The sequence below is a fragment of the Pseudomonas syringae group sp. J309-1 genome (genome assembly GCF_032582135.1).
In the GTDB taxonomy this organism is placed as follows: domain Bacteria; phylum Pseudomonadota; class Gammaproteobacteria; order Pseudomonadales; family Pseudomonadaceae; genus Aquipseudomonas; species Aquipseudomonas quasicaspiana.
Genome location: NZ_JAWHNU010000068.1, coordinates 13,589 through 29,552, shown reverse-complemented (window position 1 = coordinate 29,552; position 15,964 = coordinate 13,589). Strand labels below are relative to the sequence as shown.

Sequence of the window (15,964 nt, the reverse complement as noted above, 5' to 3'; positions counted from 1 at the left end):
TTTCACACAGTCTGTACAGGTCACCCGTTTGCTGCGCGACAGCGCGGTGTCAGGGATACCGGGACCACTCCCACAGGTCGCGCTTTGCATGCAGTTCTGAAGTGCCTTCAGCAACTACACAGCGCGTTATCCAGCACCTTGCGCAGTTCCAGCGGGTGATCCACTACCACATCGGCACCCCAGTGATCAGGGTTGTCGTTGGGGTGGATGTAGCCATAGCGCACCGCTGCGGTTTTAGTGCCCGCGTCGCGGCCGGATTCGATGTCACGCAGATCATCGCCTACAAACAGCACGCTTGCCGGATCCAGATCAAGCATCTTGCAGGCCAGGATCAGCGGCTCGGGATCGGGTTTGCTGCGCGTTACGTGATCCGGGCAGATCAGCAAGGCCGAGCGTTGTGACAGCCCCAACTGATCCATGATCGGCTGAGCGAAGCGCACCGGTTTGTTGGTGACCACGCCCCAGATCAGGTTGGCCTTTTCGATATCGGCCAACAACTCCGCCATACCGTCGAACAGCTTGCTGTGTACGGCGCAGTCGCGCTGGTAGCGCTCGAGGAACTCAAGGCGCAGGGCCTCGAATCCCTCGGCGTCCGGGGACATGGCAAAAGTCGCAGCGACCATCGCCTTGGCACCGCCGGAAACCTCATCACGGATCAGCTTGTCCGGCACAGCAGGCAAGCCGCGTTCAGCAAGCATCGCCTGGCAAATGGCGATGAAATCCGGAGCGGTATCGAGCAGGGTACCGTCCATGTCGAATAGAACTGCTCTCAAACGCATGGCTTATGCCTCCCGGAGCGTCTGGATCATGTAGTTGACGTCGACGTCCGAAGCCAGCTTGTAGTGCTTGGTCAGCGGGTTGTAGGTCAGACCGATGATGTCTTTAACCTGCAGGCCAGCGGCGCGGCTCCAGGCACCCAGCTCGGAAGGGCGGATGAATTTCTTGAAGTCGTGGGTGCCGCGCGGCAGCAGGCCCATGATGTATTCCGCGCCGACGATGGCGAACAGAAAAGCCTTCGGGTTGCGGTTGATGGTCGAGAAAAACACTTGGCCGCTTGGCTTGACCATTTGGTAGCAGGCGCGAATCACCGACGACGGGTCCGGTACGTGCTCAAGCATTTCCAGGCAGGTCACGACGTCGAACTGCTCAGGCATTTCTTCGGCCAGGTCTTCGGCGGTAATCTGCCGGTATTCGACCTGTACGCCAGATTCCAGCTGGTGCAACTGAGCGACCGCCAGTGGCGCTTCGCCCATGTCGATACCGGTCACGGTCGCGCCACGCAGTGCCATGGCTTCGGAAAGAATTCCGCCGCCGCAACCGACGTCCAGAACCTTCTTGCCCGCCAGATTGACGCGCTCGTCGATCCAGTTGACCCGCAACGGGTTGATGTCGTGCAGTGGCTTGAATTCGCTGTTGCGGTCCCACCAGCGATGGGCCAATGCCTCGAATTTGGCGATTTCTGCGTGATCGACGTTGCTCATGGGATGTCCTCTTGAACTCAAAATGCGTGCAGCGGGCTGGCTGATGAACAACCAGCCCGGTCTTATTCGGTGCGCCCGGAGATACGCTTGCCCCAGGCTTTTGCGGTGTCACACAACGCCTGTTCATCCATACGCGTCAGGCGGCGATCTTCGAGCAGTTGCTTGCCCGCGACCCAGACGTGGCTGACACAGTCGCGGCCCGTGGCGTATATAAGCTGTGATACCGGATCATAAATCGGTTGGCGGGCCAGGCCTGACAGGTCGAAGGCGACTATGTCGGCAGCCTTGCCAATCTCCAGCGAGCCGACTTCGTTCTGAATACCCAGCGCCCGTGCGCCATTCAGGGTAGCCATGCGTAACGCGCGATGAGCATCCAGCGCGGCAGCCGAGCCTGCCACGGCCTTGGCCAACAGCGCTGCTGTACGGGTCTCGCCCAGCAAATCCAGATCGTTGTTGCTGGCTGCACCATCGGTGCCTACTGCTACATTGACGCCAGCCTGCCACAGTCGTTCGACCGGGCAGAAGCCGCTGGCCAGTTTCAGGTTTGATTCCGGGCAATGAATCACGCTGGTGTTGCTTTCTACCAGCAACGCCAGATCGTCATCGTTTATTTGCGTCATGTGCACGGCTTGAAAGCGTGGGCCGAGCATACCCAGACGATTCAGGCGCGCCAGCGGGCGCTCACCTGACTGGTCGACAGCCTGCTCCACTTCGAAGGCAGTCTCGTGAACATGCATCTGGATCATGGCGTCCAGTTCGTCGGCAATCACCCGGACCCTTTCCAGGTTTTCGTCGCCAACGGTGTACGGTGCATGAGGGCCGAAGGCGATTTTTATGCGCGGGTGATGGGCCAGATCATTGAACAGCTGCACGCCCATGTGCAGGGCTTCGTCGGTATCCCGTGCACCAGGAATCGGAAAATCCAGAATCGGCACGGTGATCTGAGCGCGGATGCCGCTGTTGTGAACGCGGTCTGCTGCTACCGAGGGGTAGAAGTACATGTCCGAGAAACAGGTAATGCCACCTTTGAGCTGCTCGGCAATGGCCAGATCAGTGCCGTCGCGAATGAAATCCTCACTCACCCATTTGCTTTCCGCAGGCCAGATATGGTCGTGCAACCAGGTCATCAGCGGCAGATCGTCGGCCAGCCCGCGGAACAAGGTCATGGCCGCGTGCCCGTGAGCGTTGATCAATCCCGGGCTGAGCAGCATTTCAGGCAATTCAAGGGTTTGCAGAGCCGTTTGTTTCAAGGCCTCGGCGCGTGGGCCGATATAAACGATGCAGCCATCGCGGATGCCCAGGCCATGATCCTTCAGCACCACGCCAGCGGGTTCGACCGGCACCAGCCAGGCGGGCAGGAGCAGCAGGTCGAGCGGGGCAGCGGTGTTAGGCATGACTGGGCTTCCGGGGCTTATTATGGGGACGGCACAGTATACCCGAGCGTCTTCGCCGACGGCTCGCTATAATCGGCAGCTTTTGATGTCCGGCTTGGGTTTTTTGAGTATGGAGTGTGCAATGCGCGATCGATTGTTGGCTGCTGAGAAGGTGAAAGCCATCGATTGGCGGGATGACGCTCTGTATCTGCTGGATCAGCGCATCTTGCCTTTCGAGGAAACCTGGCTCGCTTATAAAAACGCGGCGGGGGTGGCCGAGGCCATTCGCTCAATGGTTGTCCGTGGCGCACCGGCTATCGGCATCAGCGCGGCTTATGGCGTTGTGCTGGGGGCTCGCGCCCGCATCGCCGCCGGTGGTGACTGGAAAGCGGCCCTGGAAGAAGATTTCAAAGTGCTGGCAGACTCGCGTCCCACGGCCGTCAATCTGTTCTGGGCACTGAACCGGATGCGCGAACGTCTGCAGCGTATCAAGAAAAACGATGACCCTCTGGTGGTGCTGGAGGCTGAAGCGGTGTCCATTCACCTCAGCGATCGCGAAGCCAATCTGACCATGGCTCAGCTGGGTGCAGACCTCATTCGCAAGAATCAGGGCAACCTGCAGGCGGTTCTGACCCACTGCAACACGGGCGCCCTTGCTACCGGCGGTTTCGGTACCGCGCTGGGCGTTATCCGCGCAGCGCATCTGGAAGGGATGATCGAGCGTGTCTACGCCGATGAAACCCGTCCATGGTTGCAAGGCTCCCGGCTGACCGCCTGGGAACTGGCCAACGAAGGTATCCCCGTGACGCTAAATGCCGATTCGGCGGCAGCGCATTTGATGCGCACCAAAGGCATTACCTGGGTGATCGTGGGCGCCGACCGCATCACCGCCAATGGCGATGTGGCCAACAAGATCGGTACTTATCATCTGGCTGTCGCTGCCATGCACCACGGCGTGCGCTTCATGGTGGTCGCGCCGAGCTCGACGATCGATATGGACATGGCCAGCGGTGACGAAATCGTCATTGAAGAGCGCGACGGTCGTGAACTGCTGGAAGTGGGCGGTCAGCGGGTCGGCGCAGATGTCGATGCATTCAACCCGGTATTCGACGTCACCCCGGCTGACCTGATTGACGTGATCGTCACTGAAAAGGGCATTGTCGAGCGCCCGGACACCGCAAAAATGGCTCAATTGATGTGCCGCAAACGCTTGCACTGATCCGTTTGAAGACCGGCGGAACTTTGGTCGCAAGGGCGCTAAGCGGGCCTGTAAGCGCTTCTCAGCGGTCTTGCGACAGACAAGCTCGTTTTCAGGGCTTTCAAAGGATAGGTGCTTAGCGGCGATTGTGGTAACATCCGGCGGTTTCCAGGGGCGCATGCAGTAGCCGTCCCTACTGCGCAGATCCAGTACATAACTCGTTGATTTGTCGTAAGTCGTTGCCAGGCAAACGTGCCGGTAGCGGCGAGCTTCGTTCCTCCCGGATGGATGTTCGAAGTTTCACCAGAAAAAGGAATCGAGCTTCTCATGGGCGAACTGGCCAAAGAAATCCTCCCGGTCAATATCGAAGACGAGCTGAAGCAGTCCTACCTCGACTACGCAATGAGCGTAATCGTCGGGCGGGCACTGCCCGATGCACGTGATGGCTTGAAGCCCGTGCACCGGCGTGTACTGTTCGCGATGAGTGAACTGGGTAACGACTGGAACAAGCCGTACAAGAAATCCGCCCGTGTGGTCGGTGACGTTATCGGTAAGTATCACCCCCACGGCGACACTGCCGTGTATGACACCATCGTTCGTATGGCCCAGCCATTCTCGCTGCGCTATCTGCTGGTAGACGGTCAGGGCAACTTCGGTTCGGTCGACGGCGATAACGCCGCGGCCATGCGATACACCGAAGTGCGCATGACCAAGCTGGCTCACGAGCTGCTGGCTGACCTGCATAAAGAAACTGTGGACTGGGTGCCGAACTACGACGGCACGGAAATGATCCCGGCGGTCATGCCGACCCGTATTCCCAACCTGTTGGTCAACGGTTCCAGCGGTATTGCCGTGGGCATGGCGACCAACATCCCGCCGCACAACCTCGGTGAAGTCATCGATGGTTGCCTGGCGCTGATCGACAACCCGGAAATCTCCATCGATGAACTGATGCAGTTCATCCCGGGTCCTGACTTCCCGACTGCCGCAATCATCAACGGCCGTGCAGGCATCGTCGAAGCCTATCGCACCGGTCGCGGTCGCATTTACATGCGTGCCCGCTCGATGGTTGAAGACATCGACAAGGTCGGTGGTCGTCAGCAGATCGTTATCACCGAGCTGCCGTATCAGTTGAACAAGGCTCGCCTGATCGAAAAGATCGCCGAGCTGGTTAAAGAGAAGAAGCTGGAAGGCATCACCGAGTTGCGCGACGAGTCCGACAAGGACGGTATGCGCGTCGTGATCGAACTGCGTCGCGGCGAAGTGCCTGAGGTCATCCTCAACAACCTCTACGCCCAGACCCAGTTGCAAGCCGTTTTCGGTATCAACATCGTTGCACTGATCGACGGCCGTCCGCGCATCCTGAACCTCAAGGATCTGCTCGAAGCCTTCGTTCGTCACCGTCGCGAAGTGGTCACCCGTCGTACCGTTTTCGAACTGCGTAAAGCCCGCGAGCGTGGTCATTTGCTCGAAGGTCAGGCAGTAGCGCTGTCGAACATCGATCCGGTAATCGCCCTGATCAAAGCCTCGCCGACACCTGCGGAAGCCAAGGTCGGGTTGATTTCCACGCCTTGGGAATCCAGCGCAGTGGTGGAAATGGTCGAGCGCGCCGGTGCTGATTCATGCCGTCCGGAAAACCTTGATCCACAGTACGGTCTGCGTGACGGCAAGTATTTCCTGTCGCCGGAACAGGCTCAGGCCATTCTCGAATTGCGTCTGCACCGCCTGACCGGTCTTGAGCATGAAAAACTGCTCACCGAGTATCAGGAAATCCTCAGCCAGATCGGCGAACTGTTGCGCATCCTCAACAGCGCCGTGCGTTTGATGGAAGTGATCCGCGAAGAGCTGGAATTGATCCGCGTCGAGTACGGCGATGTTCGTCGCACTGAAATTCTGGATGCGCGTCTGGACCTGACACTGGGCGACATGATTCCTGAAGAGGAGCGTGTCGTTACGATTTCCCACGGTGGCTATGCCAAGACTCAGCCTCTGGCGGTCTATCAGGCGCAGCGTCGCGGCGGTAAAGGCAAGTCGGCCACCGGCATCAAGGATGAGGATTACATTGCTCACCTGCTGGTCGCCAACAGCCACACCACGCTGTTGATGTTCTCCAGCAAGGGCAAGGTTTACTGGCTCAAGACCTACGAGATCCCGGAAGCGTCCCGCGCTGCCCGTGGCCGTCCGTTGGTCAACCTGCTACCGCTGAGCGAGGGCGAGTACATCACCACCATGTTGCCGGTCGACCTGGAAGCCATGCGCAAGCGGGCTGACGAGGAGGAAGAGGCTGGTATCGAAGGTGAGATCGACGACGCAGAAAACAGCAACGAGACCGAAGAAGAGCGTAAAGCGCGCATCAAGGCCGCAGACAAGAAGAAGGCTCCGTTCATCTTCATGTCCACCGCCAACGGTACCGTGAAGAAAACCCCGCTGGTGGCCTTCAGCCGTCAGCGTAGCGTGGGTCTGATCGCGCTTGAGCTGGACGAAGGCGACATCCTGATCTCCGCAGCCATCACCGATGGCGAGCAGGAAATCATGCTGTTCTCCGACGGCGGCAAGGTCACGCGCTTCAGGGAATCCGACGTTCGTGCCATGGGCCGTACCGCCCGCGGTGTGCGCGGCATGCGTCTGCCGGAAGGCCAGAAGCTGATTTCGATGCTGATCCCGGAAGAAGGCAGTCAGATCCTTACCGCTTCCGAGCGCGGCTATGGCAAGCGTACGGCGATCTCCGAGTTCCCAGAGTACAAGCGTGGCGGTCAGGGCGTTATTGCCATGGTCAGCAACGAGCGTAACGGCCGACTTGTCGGTGCGGTGCAGGTACTCGACGGCGAAGAGATCATGCTGATTTCCGATCAGGGCACACTGGTTCGTACCCGTGTCAGCGAAGTGTCCAGCCTGGGTCGTAACACTCAAGGTGTGACGCTGATCAAGCTGGCCAGCGACGAGAAACTGGTCGGCCTGGAGCGTGTGCAGGAGCCATCGGAAGTCGAAGGCGAAGAGCTGGTAATCGGTGAAGACGGTGAAGTGATCGAAGGCGAGGTGCTGAACATCGCTGACGAAGACGCTTCCACCGACGAGCTGCAAGCCGACGCTGCTTCTGACGACGAAGAACCGCAGGAGTAACGCGTAACCTGTAGGAGCCAACTTGTTGGCGAGGCGGTGTGTCATTCAAGCCCCTCTCGCGAACAAGTTCGCTCCTGCCGAGATCAGTTAAATTCAAACAACCGCGTGTTGTTTGACAGAAGTAGCCGAAGGCTGCGAACGGTTCTCACCGCTTCGCGGCCTTCGACGCTTCGTACTCCAGATGACCCAAGCCTGAGAAAATCAGAGCGTAGTGAGAGTGGATATGAGCAAGCGAGCCTTTAACTTCTGCGCAGGTCCTGCTGCGCTTCCTGAAGCTGTTCTGCTGCGTGCCCAGGCGGAGCTACTGGACTGGCATGGCAAAGGCCTGTCCGTCATGGAAATGAGCCATCGCAGTGATGAGTTCACTTCCATCGCCAACAAGGCCGAGCAGGATCTGCGTGACCTGCTGACGATTCCCTCGAACTACAAAGTGCTGTTTCTGCAAGGTGGCGCGAGCCAGCAATTTGCTCAGATCCCCCTGAATCTGTTGCCTGAAGACGGCTCTGCCGACTATATCGATACTGGTATCTGGTCGCAGAAGGCCATTGAAGAAGCTTCGCGTTACGGTCACGTCAATGTGGCTGCCAGCGCCAAGCCTTACGATTACTTCGCCATCCCGGGCCAGAACGAGTGGAAGCTGTCCAAAGACGCGGCCTACGTTCACTACGCCCCGAATGAAACCATTGGCGGTCTGGAGTTCGACTGGATTCCAGAGACCGGTGATGTGCCGCTCGTGGCTGATATGTCTTCGGACATCCTGTCCCGTCCGGTGGACGTCTCGCGTTTCGGCATGATCTACGCGGGCGCACAGAAAAACATCGGCCCAAGCGGCATCGTCGTTGCGATCATTCGCGAAGACCTGCTGGGTCGCGCCCGTTCGGTGTGCCCGACCATGCTCAACTACAAGGTCGCGGCCGATAACGGCTCGATGTACAACACGCCGCCGACGCTGGCCTGGTACCTCTCCGGTCTGGTCTTCGAGTGGCTGAAAGAGCAGGGCGGTGTTGAAGCCATCGGCAAGCTCAATGAAGTCAAAAAGCGCACGCTTTACGACTTCATCGATGCCAGTGGGCTGTATAGCAACCCGATCAACAAGTCTGACCGCTCGTGGATGAACGTGCCGTTCCGCCTTGCTGATGATCGTCTGGACAAGCCATTCCTGGCAGGTGCTGATGCGCGCGGGCTGCTTAATCTGAAAGGTCACCGTTCGGTCGGTGGCATGCGTGCCTCTATTTATAATGCCGTGGACATCAACGCGATCAACGCGCTGGTGGCTTACATGGCAGAGTTCGAGAAGGAACACGGCTAATGTCCGAGCAAGAACTCAAGGCGCTACGCGTCCGCATCGACAGCCTGGACGAAAAAGTCCTGGAGTTGATCAGTGAGCGCGCACGCTGCGCCCAGGAAGTAGCGCGAGTAAAAATGGCCAATCTGGCTGAAGGCGAAGTGCCGGTGTTTTACCGCCCCGAGCGTGAAGCCCAGGTGCTCAAGCGGGTCATGGAGCGCAATCGTGGCCCATTGAGCAACGAAGAGATGGCGCGTCTGTTTCGCGAAATCATGTCTTCGTGCCTGGCGCTGGAGCAGCCGCTGAAGGTTGCTTACCTCGGTCCAGAAGGGACGTTCACTCAGGCAGCAGCGATCAAGCATTTTGGTAACGCAGTTATCAGTCTGCCCATGGCTGCGATTGATGAAGTGTTCCGTGAAGTGGCAGCCGGTGCGGTGAACTTTGGCGTCGTGCCGGTGGAAAACTCCACCGAGGGCGCGGTCAATCACACGCTGGACAGCTTCCTTGAGCATGACATGGTGATCTGTGGTGAAGTCGAGCTGCGCATCCACCATCATCTGCTGATTGGTGAAAACACCAAGACCGAAAGCATCAGCCGTATTTACTCCCACGCTCAGTCGCTGGCTCAGTGCCGCAAGTGGCTGGATGCGCATTACCCGAATGTCGAGCGGATCGCCGTCGCGAGCAACGCCGAAGCCGCCAAGCGGGTCAAAGGCGAGTGGAATTCTGCAGCGATTGCCGGTGACATGAGTGCAAACCTGTACGGTTTGACGCGCATCGCTGAAAAAATCGAAGACCGTCCGGACAACTCCACCCGGTTCCTGATCATCGGTAGCCAGGAAGTCCCGCCCACTGGCGACGACAAGACCTCGATCATCGTGTCCATGAGCAACAAGCCGGGCGCTCTGCACGAGCTACTGGTGCCATTCCATGAGAACGGCCTGGACCTGACGCGTATCGAGACCCGTCCTTCGCGCAGCGGTAAGTGGACCTACGTGTTCTTCATCGACTTCGTTGGCCACCATCGCGATCCATTGGTTAAAGCGGTGCTGGAGCGCATCAGTCAGGAAGCAGTGGCGCTCAAGGTGCTGGGTTCATACCCGAAAGCGGTTCTTTAAAAGAGCAGCTACAGAATTACTTATTGGCTCGCGTTCCTGACGCGGCGCTGTCTTATTGCAAACATTTGAACTGTAGGAGTGAGCTTGCTCGCGATTCGGTATCCTGGTCGACGAATTTGTCGTCTGAACTGACGCTATCGCGAGCAAGCTCACTCCTACAGAAATGCATTTCAATTCAGTGATTTGCATCTTGTTGATAGGAGGTAGCGACACATGACTGGCGACTTCCTCGCACTGGCTCAGCCAGGTGTGCAAAAACTTTCGCCTTATGTTCCGGGTAAGCCTGTGAACGAGCTGGCACGAGAGCTGGGCATCGATCCCGCAAAAATCATCAAGCTGGCGAGCAACGAAAACCCGTTGGGCCCCGGCCCGAAGGCGCTGGCTGCGATTCGCGACGAATTGGCCGAACTGACGCGCTACCCGGACGGCAATGGCTTCGAGCTGAAAAAGCGCCTTGCAGAACGTTGTGGTGTGCAGGTCGATCAAGTGACGCTGGGCAACGGCTCCAATGACATTCTTGAGCTGGTCGCCCGTGCGTACTTGGCTCCCGGCTTGAACGCGGTATTCAGCGAATTCGCTTTTGCGGTTTATCCCATTGTCACCCAGGCTATCGGCGCTACCGCCCGCGTCACGCCAGCCAAAGAGTGGGGGCATGATCTGCCTGCGATGCTGGCGGCGATTGATGCCGATACTCGCGTCGTGTTCATCGCCAATCCGAACAACCCGACCGGTACCTGGTTTGGGCCGGATGCATTGAGCCGCTTTCTTGCCGCTGTCCCTGAGCACGTGCTGGTAGTGCTGGACGAAGCCTATATCGAATACGCCCAGGGTGGCGATCTGCCCGATGGCCTCGATTATCTGGCTGAGTACCCGAACCTGCTGGTGTCGCGCACATTCTCCAAGGCCTACGGCCTGGCGTCATTGCGTGTGGGTTACGGCTTGTCGTCTCCTGCCGTGGCAGACGTGCTGAACCGCGTTCGGCAGCCGTTCAACGTCAACAGCCTAGCTTTGGCCGCAGCATGCGCGGCGCTGGATGACGCTGAATACCTGACTAAAAGTCGCCAGTTGAATGAAGTCGGCATGGAGCAGCTTGAGGGCGGTTTGCGCTTGCTCGGGCTGAGCTGGATTCCCTCCAAAGGTAATTTCATTGCGGTAGACCTGGGACGTGACAGCGGTCCGGTTTATCAAGGTTTGCTGCGCGAAGGTGTGATTGTTCGCCCCGTCGCTGGCTACGGTATGCCCAATCATCTGCGTGTGAGTATCGGTTTGTTGGAAGAAAACACTCGTTTCCTCGAGGCATTGGCCAGGGTTCTGGCGCGTGATTGATGTCATCTCAGTGAAACCAAACCCACCTATGATTCGGCGCTTGGTGGTCGTCGGGCTTGGCCTGATCGGCGGGTCTTTTGCCAAAGGCATTCGTGAAAGTGGCGTGTGTGGTGAGGTGGTCGGCGTTGATCTCGACCCCCAGTCACGCAAGCTGGCTGTTGAGCTGGGTGTCGTAGATCGCTGTGAAGCGGATCTGGCTGTGGCGTGCCGTGATGCTGACGTGATTCAGCTCGCTGTGCCGATTCTCGCGATGGAAAAAGTCCTGGCGTTGCTGGCGACCTTTGACCTGGGCGACGCAGTGCTGACCGATGTTGGCAGTGCCAAAGGCAATGTGGTTCGAGCTGCGCGTCTGGCGTTCGGCGCAATGCCACCGAGGTTCGTTCCAGGGCATCCGATTGCTGGCTCCGAACAGAGCGGCGTCGAAGCTTCCAATGCGCAGTTGTTCAAACGACACAAAGTAATCCTTACTCCATTGCCCGAGACTGATCCTGAAGCTCTGGCGGTGGTCGATCGACTCTGGTCCGAACTGGGTGCTGACGTGGAACACATGGAGGTCGAACGTCACGATGAGGTGCTGGCGGCAACCAGTCATTTGCCTCATCTATTGGCGTTTGGTCTGGTGGATTCGTTGGCCAAGCGTAACGAAAATCTCGACATCTTCAGATACGCGGCCGGTGGCTTTCGTGATTTCACGCGGATTGCAGGCAGCGATCCGGTGATGTGGCACGACATCTTTCTGGCCAACCGTGAGGCTGTGCTGCGCACGCTGGACACGTTTCGAACGGATCTGGATGCGCTGCGTGACGCAATGGTCGCGGGTGATGGTCATCAGCTATTAGGTGTGTTCACGCGTGCGCGAATGGCACGTGAGCATTTCGGCAAGATCCTTGCCCAGCGTGCCTACGTAGAGCCCGTGGAGGCTGAGAACCTGGTATTTCTCGCCAGCCCAGGCGGTAGCGTTTCGGGTCGTGTTCGTGTGCCGGGTGACAAATCCATCTCCCATCGCTCCATCATGCTCGGCTCTCTGGCTGAGGGTGTTACAGAAGTTGAAGGCTTTCTTGAAGGTGAAGATGCGCTGGCAACGCTGCAGGCGTTCCGTGACATGGGGGTCGTGATCGAGGGGCCGCATCATGGTCGCCTGACGATCCATGGGGTTGGGCTTAATGGGCTCAAATCTGCGCCCGGACCGATTTATCTGGGCAACTCCGGCACGTCCATGCGCTTGCTGGCCGGGTTGCTGGCTGCGCAGAGTTTCGACAGTACATTGACCGGCGATGCTTCGCTCTCGCGACGGCCGATGGGTCGAGTAGCAGAGCCGTTGCGGGCAATGGGTGCAGTGATTGAAACCGCGGCGGAAGGGCGCCCGCCTTTGAAGATCAAGGGTGGGCAAACGCTCAATGGCGTGACCTATGAAATGCCAATCGCCAGTGCTCAGGTCAAATCTTCCCTGTTGTTGGCCGGCCTTTACGGGCAGGGCACTACGACAGTGATCGAGCCTGCACCGACCCGGGATCACACGGAGCGTATGCTGCGTGGCTTCGGCCACCCGGTGACGGTCGATGGGGCGAAAGTTTCTGTGACGTCTGGCTCTGGATTGACCGCTGCGCGTATTGAAGTGCCTGCCGACATTTCGTCTGCTGCTTTCTTTATGGTGGCCGCGTCCATTGCCGAAGGCTCCGACCTGGTGCTCGAACATGTCGGCATCAACCCGACCCGCACAGGTGTCATCGACATCCTGCGTCTAATGGGGGCCGACATTACGTTGGAGAATCAGCGCGAGGCGGGCGGTGAGCCTGTGGCTGACGTGCGTGTGCGTTCGGCGTCACTCAAGGGTATCGAGATCCCGGAAGCATTGGTGCCGCTGGCCATTGACGAGTTCCCGGTGATCTTCGTGGCCGCCGCCTGTGCGCAGGGTCGTACGGTGTTGCGGGGTGCTGAAGAGTTGCGCGTCAAAGAGTCGGACCGTATTCAAGCCATGGCCGACGGTCTGTTAACTCTGGGCATCAGTGTCGAGCCCACCCCGGACGGCATTATCATTGATGGCGGTCAGATAGGTGGTGGTGTGGTTAATGCTCAAGGCGATCATCGTATCGCCATGGCTTTCAGTGTTGCGGCGCTGCGTGCAGCGGCGCCGATTCAGATCCATGATTGTGCGAACGTCGCTACGTCGTTCCCAAATTTTCTCGCGCTTAGCGCTCAAGTCGGCATGCGTGTAGCGCAAGAGGGGCAGTTGTGAAAATTCAAGCACCGGTAATTACCATTGATGGACCTAGCGGTTCCGGGAAGGGCACAGTTGCAGGGCTGCTGGCTAAACGCCTCGGCTGGAGCCTGCTCGATTCCGGCGCGCTGTATCGCTTGCTGGCGTTCGCCGCCCGCAACCACGGCGTGGACCTGACCAACGAAGAGGCCTTGAAGCTGCTGGCTGCGCATCTGGATGTGCAGTTCGTAAGCGGAACGGCAGGGCAGGAGCAGCGGATCATTCTGGAAGGTGAGGACGTTACTCACTCTATTCGCAATGAGCAGGTCGGCAGCGGCGCTTCGCAGGTGGCTTCATTGCCTGCGGTGCGTGATGCATTGCTGCAACGCCAGCGTGCTTTTCAGGAAGAGCCAGGCCTTGTCGCAGACGGTCGCGACATGGGAACCGTCGTGTTTCCGGACGCTCCGTTGAAGATTTTTCTGACCGCCAGCGCCGAGGAACGTGCCCGTCGACGTTACTTGCAGTTGAAGGCCAAGGGCGATGATGTTAGTCTGTCGAGTCTGCTAGATGAGATCAGTGCACGCGATGAGCGTGACACCCAGCGAGCGGTAGCCCCGCTCAAGCCAGCGCATGACGCTATTCAGCTGGATTCCACCGAGTTGTCCATCGAGCAGGTGCTGGAACGCATTCTGAGTGAAATCGCGCTTCGCGATATCGCCGGGTGACAAAGAAGCATGTGGGAGACCAGAAATAGTCCCGCAGGCTTTCTTTTACTTGAACGTAACCCACGTTGTCTGGAACGTGGCAGATGGGCGTATCCTTCGCCCTTGATCAACAGGAATTAAAATGAGCGAAAGCTTTGCAGAACTTTTTGAAGAAAGCCTAAAGACCCTCAACCTTCAGGCCGGTTCGATCATCACCGCTATCATCGTTGATATCGATTACCAGGCAGGCTGGGTGACGGTTCACGCTGGTCTGAAATCTGAAGGCCTGATCCCGCTGGAACAGTTCCACAACGACGCTGGCGATCTGACCATCAAGATCGGCGACGAAGTTCACGTTGCTCTGGACGCGGTAGAAGACGGCTTTGGCGAAACCAAGCTGTCCCGCGAAAAAGCCAAGCGTGCCGAGTGCTGGATTGTTCTGGAAGCGGCTTTCGCAGCTGAAGAAGTGGTCAAGGGCGTTATCAACGGTAAGGTTAAAGGCGGCTTCACTGTCGACGTTAACGGCATCCGTGCGTTCCTGCCTGGTTCTTTGGTCGATGTCCGCCCAGTGCGCGACACGACTCACCTGGAAGGCAAAGAGCTCGAGTTCAAGGTCATCAAGCTGGACCAGAAGCGCAACAACGTTGTTGTTTCGCGTCGCAGCGTGCTGGAAGCCGAGAACAGTGCCGAGCGCGAAGCTCTGCTCGAGTCCCTGCAGGAAGGTCAACAAGTCAAAGGTATCGTCAAGAACCTCACCGATTACGGCGCATTCGTCGATCTGGGTGGCGTCGATGGCCTGCTGCACATCACCGACATGGCCTGGAAGCGCATCAAGCATCCATCGGAAATCGTCAATGTTGGCGATGAGATCGATGTAAAAGTGCTGAAGTACGATCGCGAGCGCAATCGTGTTTCCCTGGGTCTGAAGCAACTGGGCGAAGACCCATGGGTTGCTATCAAGGCTCGTTACCCGGAAAGCACTCGCGTAACTGCGCGTGTTACCAACCTGACCGACTACGGCTGCTTCGCAGAGCTGGAAGAAGGCGTGGAAGGCCTGGTACACGTTTCCGAAATGGACTGGACCAACAAAAACATCCACCCTTCGAAAGTCGTACAAGTCGGCGACGAAGTGGAAGTTATGGTTCTGGACATCGACGAAGAGCGTCGTCGTATCTCCCTCGGCATCAAGCAGTGCAAATCTAACCCATGGGAAGATTTCTCTGGCCAGTTCAACAAGGGCGATAAAATCTCCGGCACCATCAAGTCGATCACCGATTTCGGTATCTTCATTGGTCTGGACGGCGGCATCGACGGCCTGGTTCACCTGTCCGACATCTCCTGGAACGAAGTGGGCGAAGAAGCCGTACGTCGCTTCAAGAAGGGCGACGAGCTCGACACCGTGATCCTGTCTGTTGATCCAGAGCGTGAGCGCATCTCGCTGGGTATCAAGCAGCTGGAAAGCGATCCGTTCTCCGAGTACGTCACTGTCAATGACAAAGGCGCAATCGTTCGCGGTATCGTTAAAGAAGTTGACGCCAAAGGCGCCATCATCACTCTGGCCGACGACATCGAAGCTTCCCTGAAAGCCTCCGAAATCAGCCGTGACCGCGTTGAAGACGCGCGTAACGTTCTGAAAGAAGGCGAAGAGATCGAAGCCAAGATCATCAGCGTTGACCGCAAGAGCCGCGTGATCAGCTTGTCCATCAAGTCGAAAGACGTTGAAGACGAGAAAGAAGCGATCCAAAGCCTGCGTAGCAAGCCTGAGACCGCAGAAAACACTGGTCCTACCACTCTTGGTGACCTGTTGCGTGCTCAAATGGAAAAACAGAACTAAGTTCTGCTTAACCATTGGAAAAAGGGCGACTTCGGTCGCCCTTTTTTGTGGGCGCGATTTGATAGGGAGGCTCTCCATCGTGGTTTGCGTGGCCTATGTTGGCTCGCAAATTCATTCCTGGTGGGAGCGAATTCATTCGCGATTAGGCAGGTACATCCGCAGCCTATGCATGGCCTGAAATACCGCCTTCCCGAATAAGTTCGGTCCCACGGGGCTCCTTTAACTTAAGGTCATGACCCATCTGTGGGCGAGTGAGCGGCATTCCGACTTGCCCGCGATAGCTGCGCTTCGCTTTCGGGGCTTGCTGGATTCGGGCGGCAGCGACCAC

Annotated in this window: 11 protein-coding genes; 8 read left to right on the top strand and 3 right to left on the bottom strand. The window is 57.9% G+C overall.

The genetic code is table 11. The features are described 5' to 3' along the window. Window positions 1–107: 107 nt before the first annotated feature. From mupP to RX972_RS25640, 3 genes are all read right to left on the bottom strand, one after another. Window positions 108–779 (bottom strand): N-acetylmuramic acid 6-phosphate phosphatase MupP, encoded by a 672-nt coding sequence (gene mupP, locus RX972_RS25650; protein ID WP_099267496.1) that lies wholly within the window; start codon window positions 777–779, stop codon window positions 108–110. Between the two features lie 3 nt (window positions 780–782). Continuing rightward, a complete protein-coding gene (ubiG, locus tag RX972_RS25645; RefSeq protein ID WP_316879650.1) occupies window positions 783–1,481 on the bottom strand; it encodes a bifunctional 2-polyprenyl-6-hydroxyphenol methylase/3-demethylubiquinol 3-O-methyltransferase UbiG in 699 nt (232 codons plus the stop codon). Between the two features lie 62 nt (window positions 1,482–1,543). Next, complete coding sequence (locus RX972_RS25640) at window positions 1,544–2,875, bottom strand: TRZ/ATZ family hydrolase (protein WP_316879648.1); 1,332 nt, start codon at window positions 2,873–2,875, stop codon at window positions 1,544–1,546. 121 nt (window positions 2,876–2,996) lie between these two features. On the opposite strand from RX972_RS25640, the gene mtnA reads away from it, so the two are divergent. The 8 genes from mtnA to rpsA all read left to right on the top strand — a co-directional run bounded on the left by mtnA (window position 2,997) and on the right by rpsA (window position 15,636). Continuing rightward, window positions 2,997–4,073: an S-methyl-5-thioribose-1-phosphate isomerase gene (gene mtnA, locus RX972_RS25635; RefSeq protein WP_027902850.1), complete on the top strand. Its 1,077-nt coding sequence runs from the start codon at window positions 2,997–2,999 to the stop codon at window positions 4,071–4,073. A 306-nt stretch (window positions 4,074–4,379) separates the two neighbouring features. Then, window positions 4,380–7,172, top strand: coding sequence for a DNA gyrase subunit A (gene gyrA, locus RX972_RS25630; RefSeq protein WP_316879645.1), 2,793 nt, complete (start codon window positions 4,380–4,382; stop codon window positions 7,170–7,172). 223 nt (window positions 7,173–7,395) lie between these two features. Further along, window positions 7,396–8,481: a 3-phosphoserine/phosphohydroxythreonine transaminase gene (gene serC, locus RX972_RS25625; RefSeq protein ID WP_263268052.1), complete on the top strand. Its 1,086-nt coding sequence runs from the start codon at window positions 7,396–7,398 to the stop codon at window positions 8,479–8,481. Next, window positions 8,481–9,575 carry a prephenate dehydratase gene (pheA, locus tag RX972_RS25620; RefSeq protein WP_027902853.1) on the top strand — a complete coding sequence of 365 codons (1,095 nt, stop codon included), beginning with the start codon at window positions 8,481–8,483 and terminating at the stop codon, window positions 9,573–9,575. Before serC ends, pheA begins: the two co-directional genes overlap by 1 nt. A gap of 213 nt (window positions 9,576–9,788) precedes the next feature. Further along, window positions 9,789–10,901 carry a histidinol-phosphate transaminase gene (gene hisC, locus RX972_RS25615; protein ID WP_263268050.1) on the top strand — a complete coding sequence of 371 codons (1,113 nt, stop codon included), beginning with the start codon at window positions 9,789–9,791 and terminating at the stop codon, window positions 10,899–10,901. A gap of 28 nt (window positions 10,902–10,929) precedes the next feature. Beyond that, window positions 10,930–13,137 carry a bifunctional prephenate dehydrogenase/3-phosphoshikimate 1-carboxyvinyltransferase gene (locus RX972_RS25610; protein WP_316879642.1) on the top strand — a complete coding sequence of 736 codons (2,208 nt, stop codon included), beginning with the start codon at window positions 10,930–10,932 and terminating at the stop codon, window positions 13,135–13,137. Next, complete coding sequence (gene cmk, locus RX972_RS25605; RefSeq protein WP_027902856.1) at window positions 13,134–13,823, top strand: (d)CMP kinase; 690 nt, start codon at window positions 13,134–13,136, stop codon at window positions 13,821–13,823. Before RX972_RS25610 ends, cmk begins: the two co-directional genes overlap by 4 nt. Window positions 13,824–13,944: 121 nt before the next feature. After that, the gene (rpsA, locus tag RX972_RS25600) at window positions 13,945–15,636 is read left to right on the top strand and encodes a 30S ribosomal protein S1 (protein ID WP_027902857.1); all 1,692 of its coding nucleotides are present in this window, start codon (window positions 13,945–13,947) and stop codon (window positions 15,634–15,636) included. Window positions 15,637–15,964 lie beyond the last annotated feature (328 nt).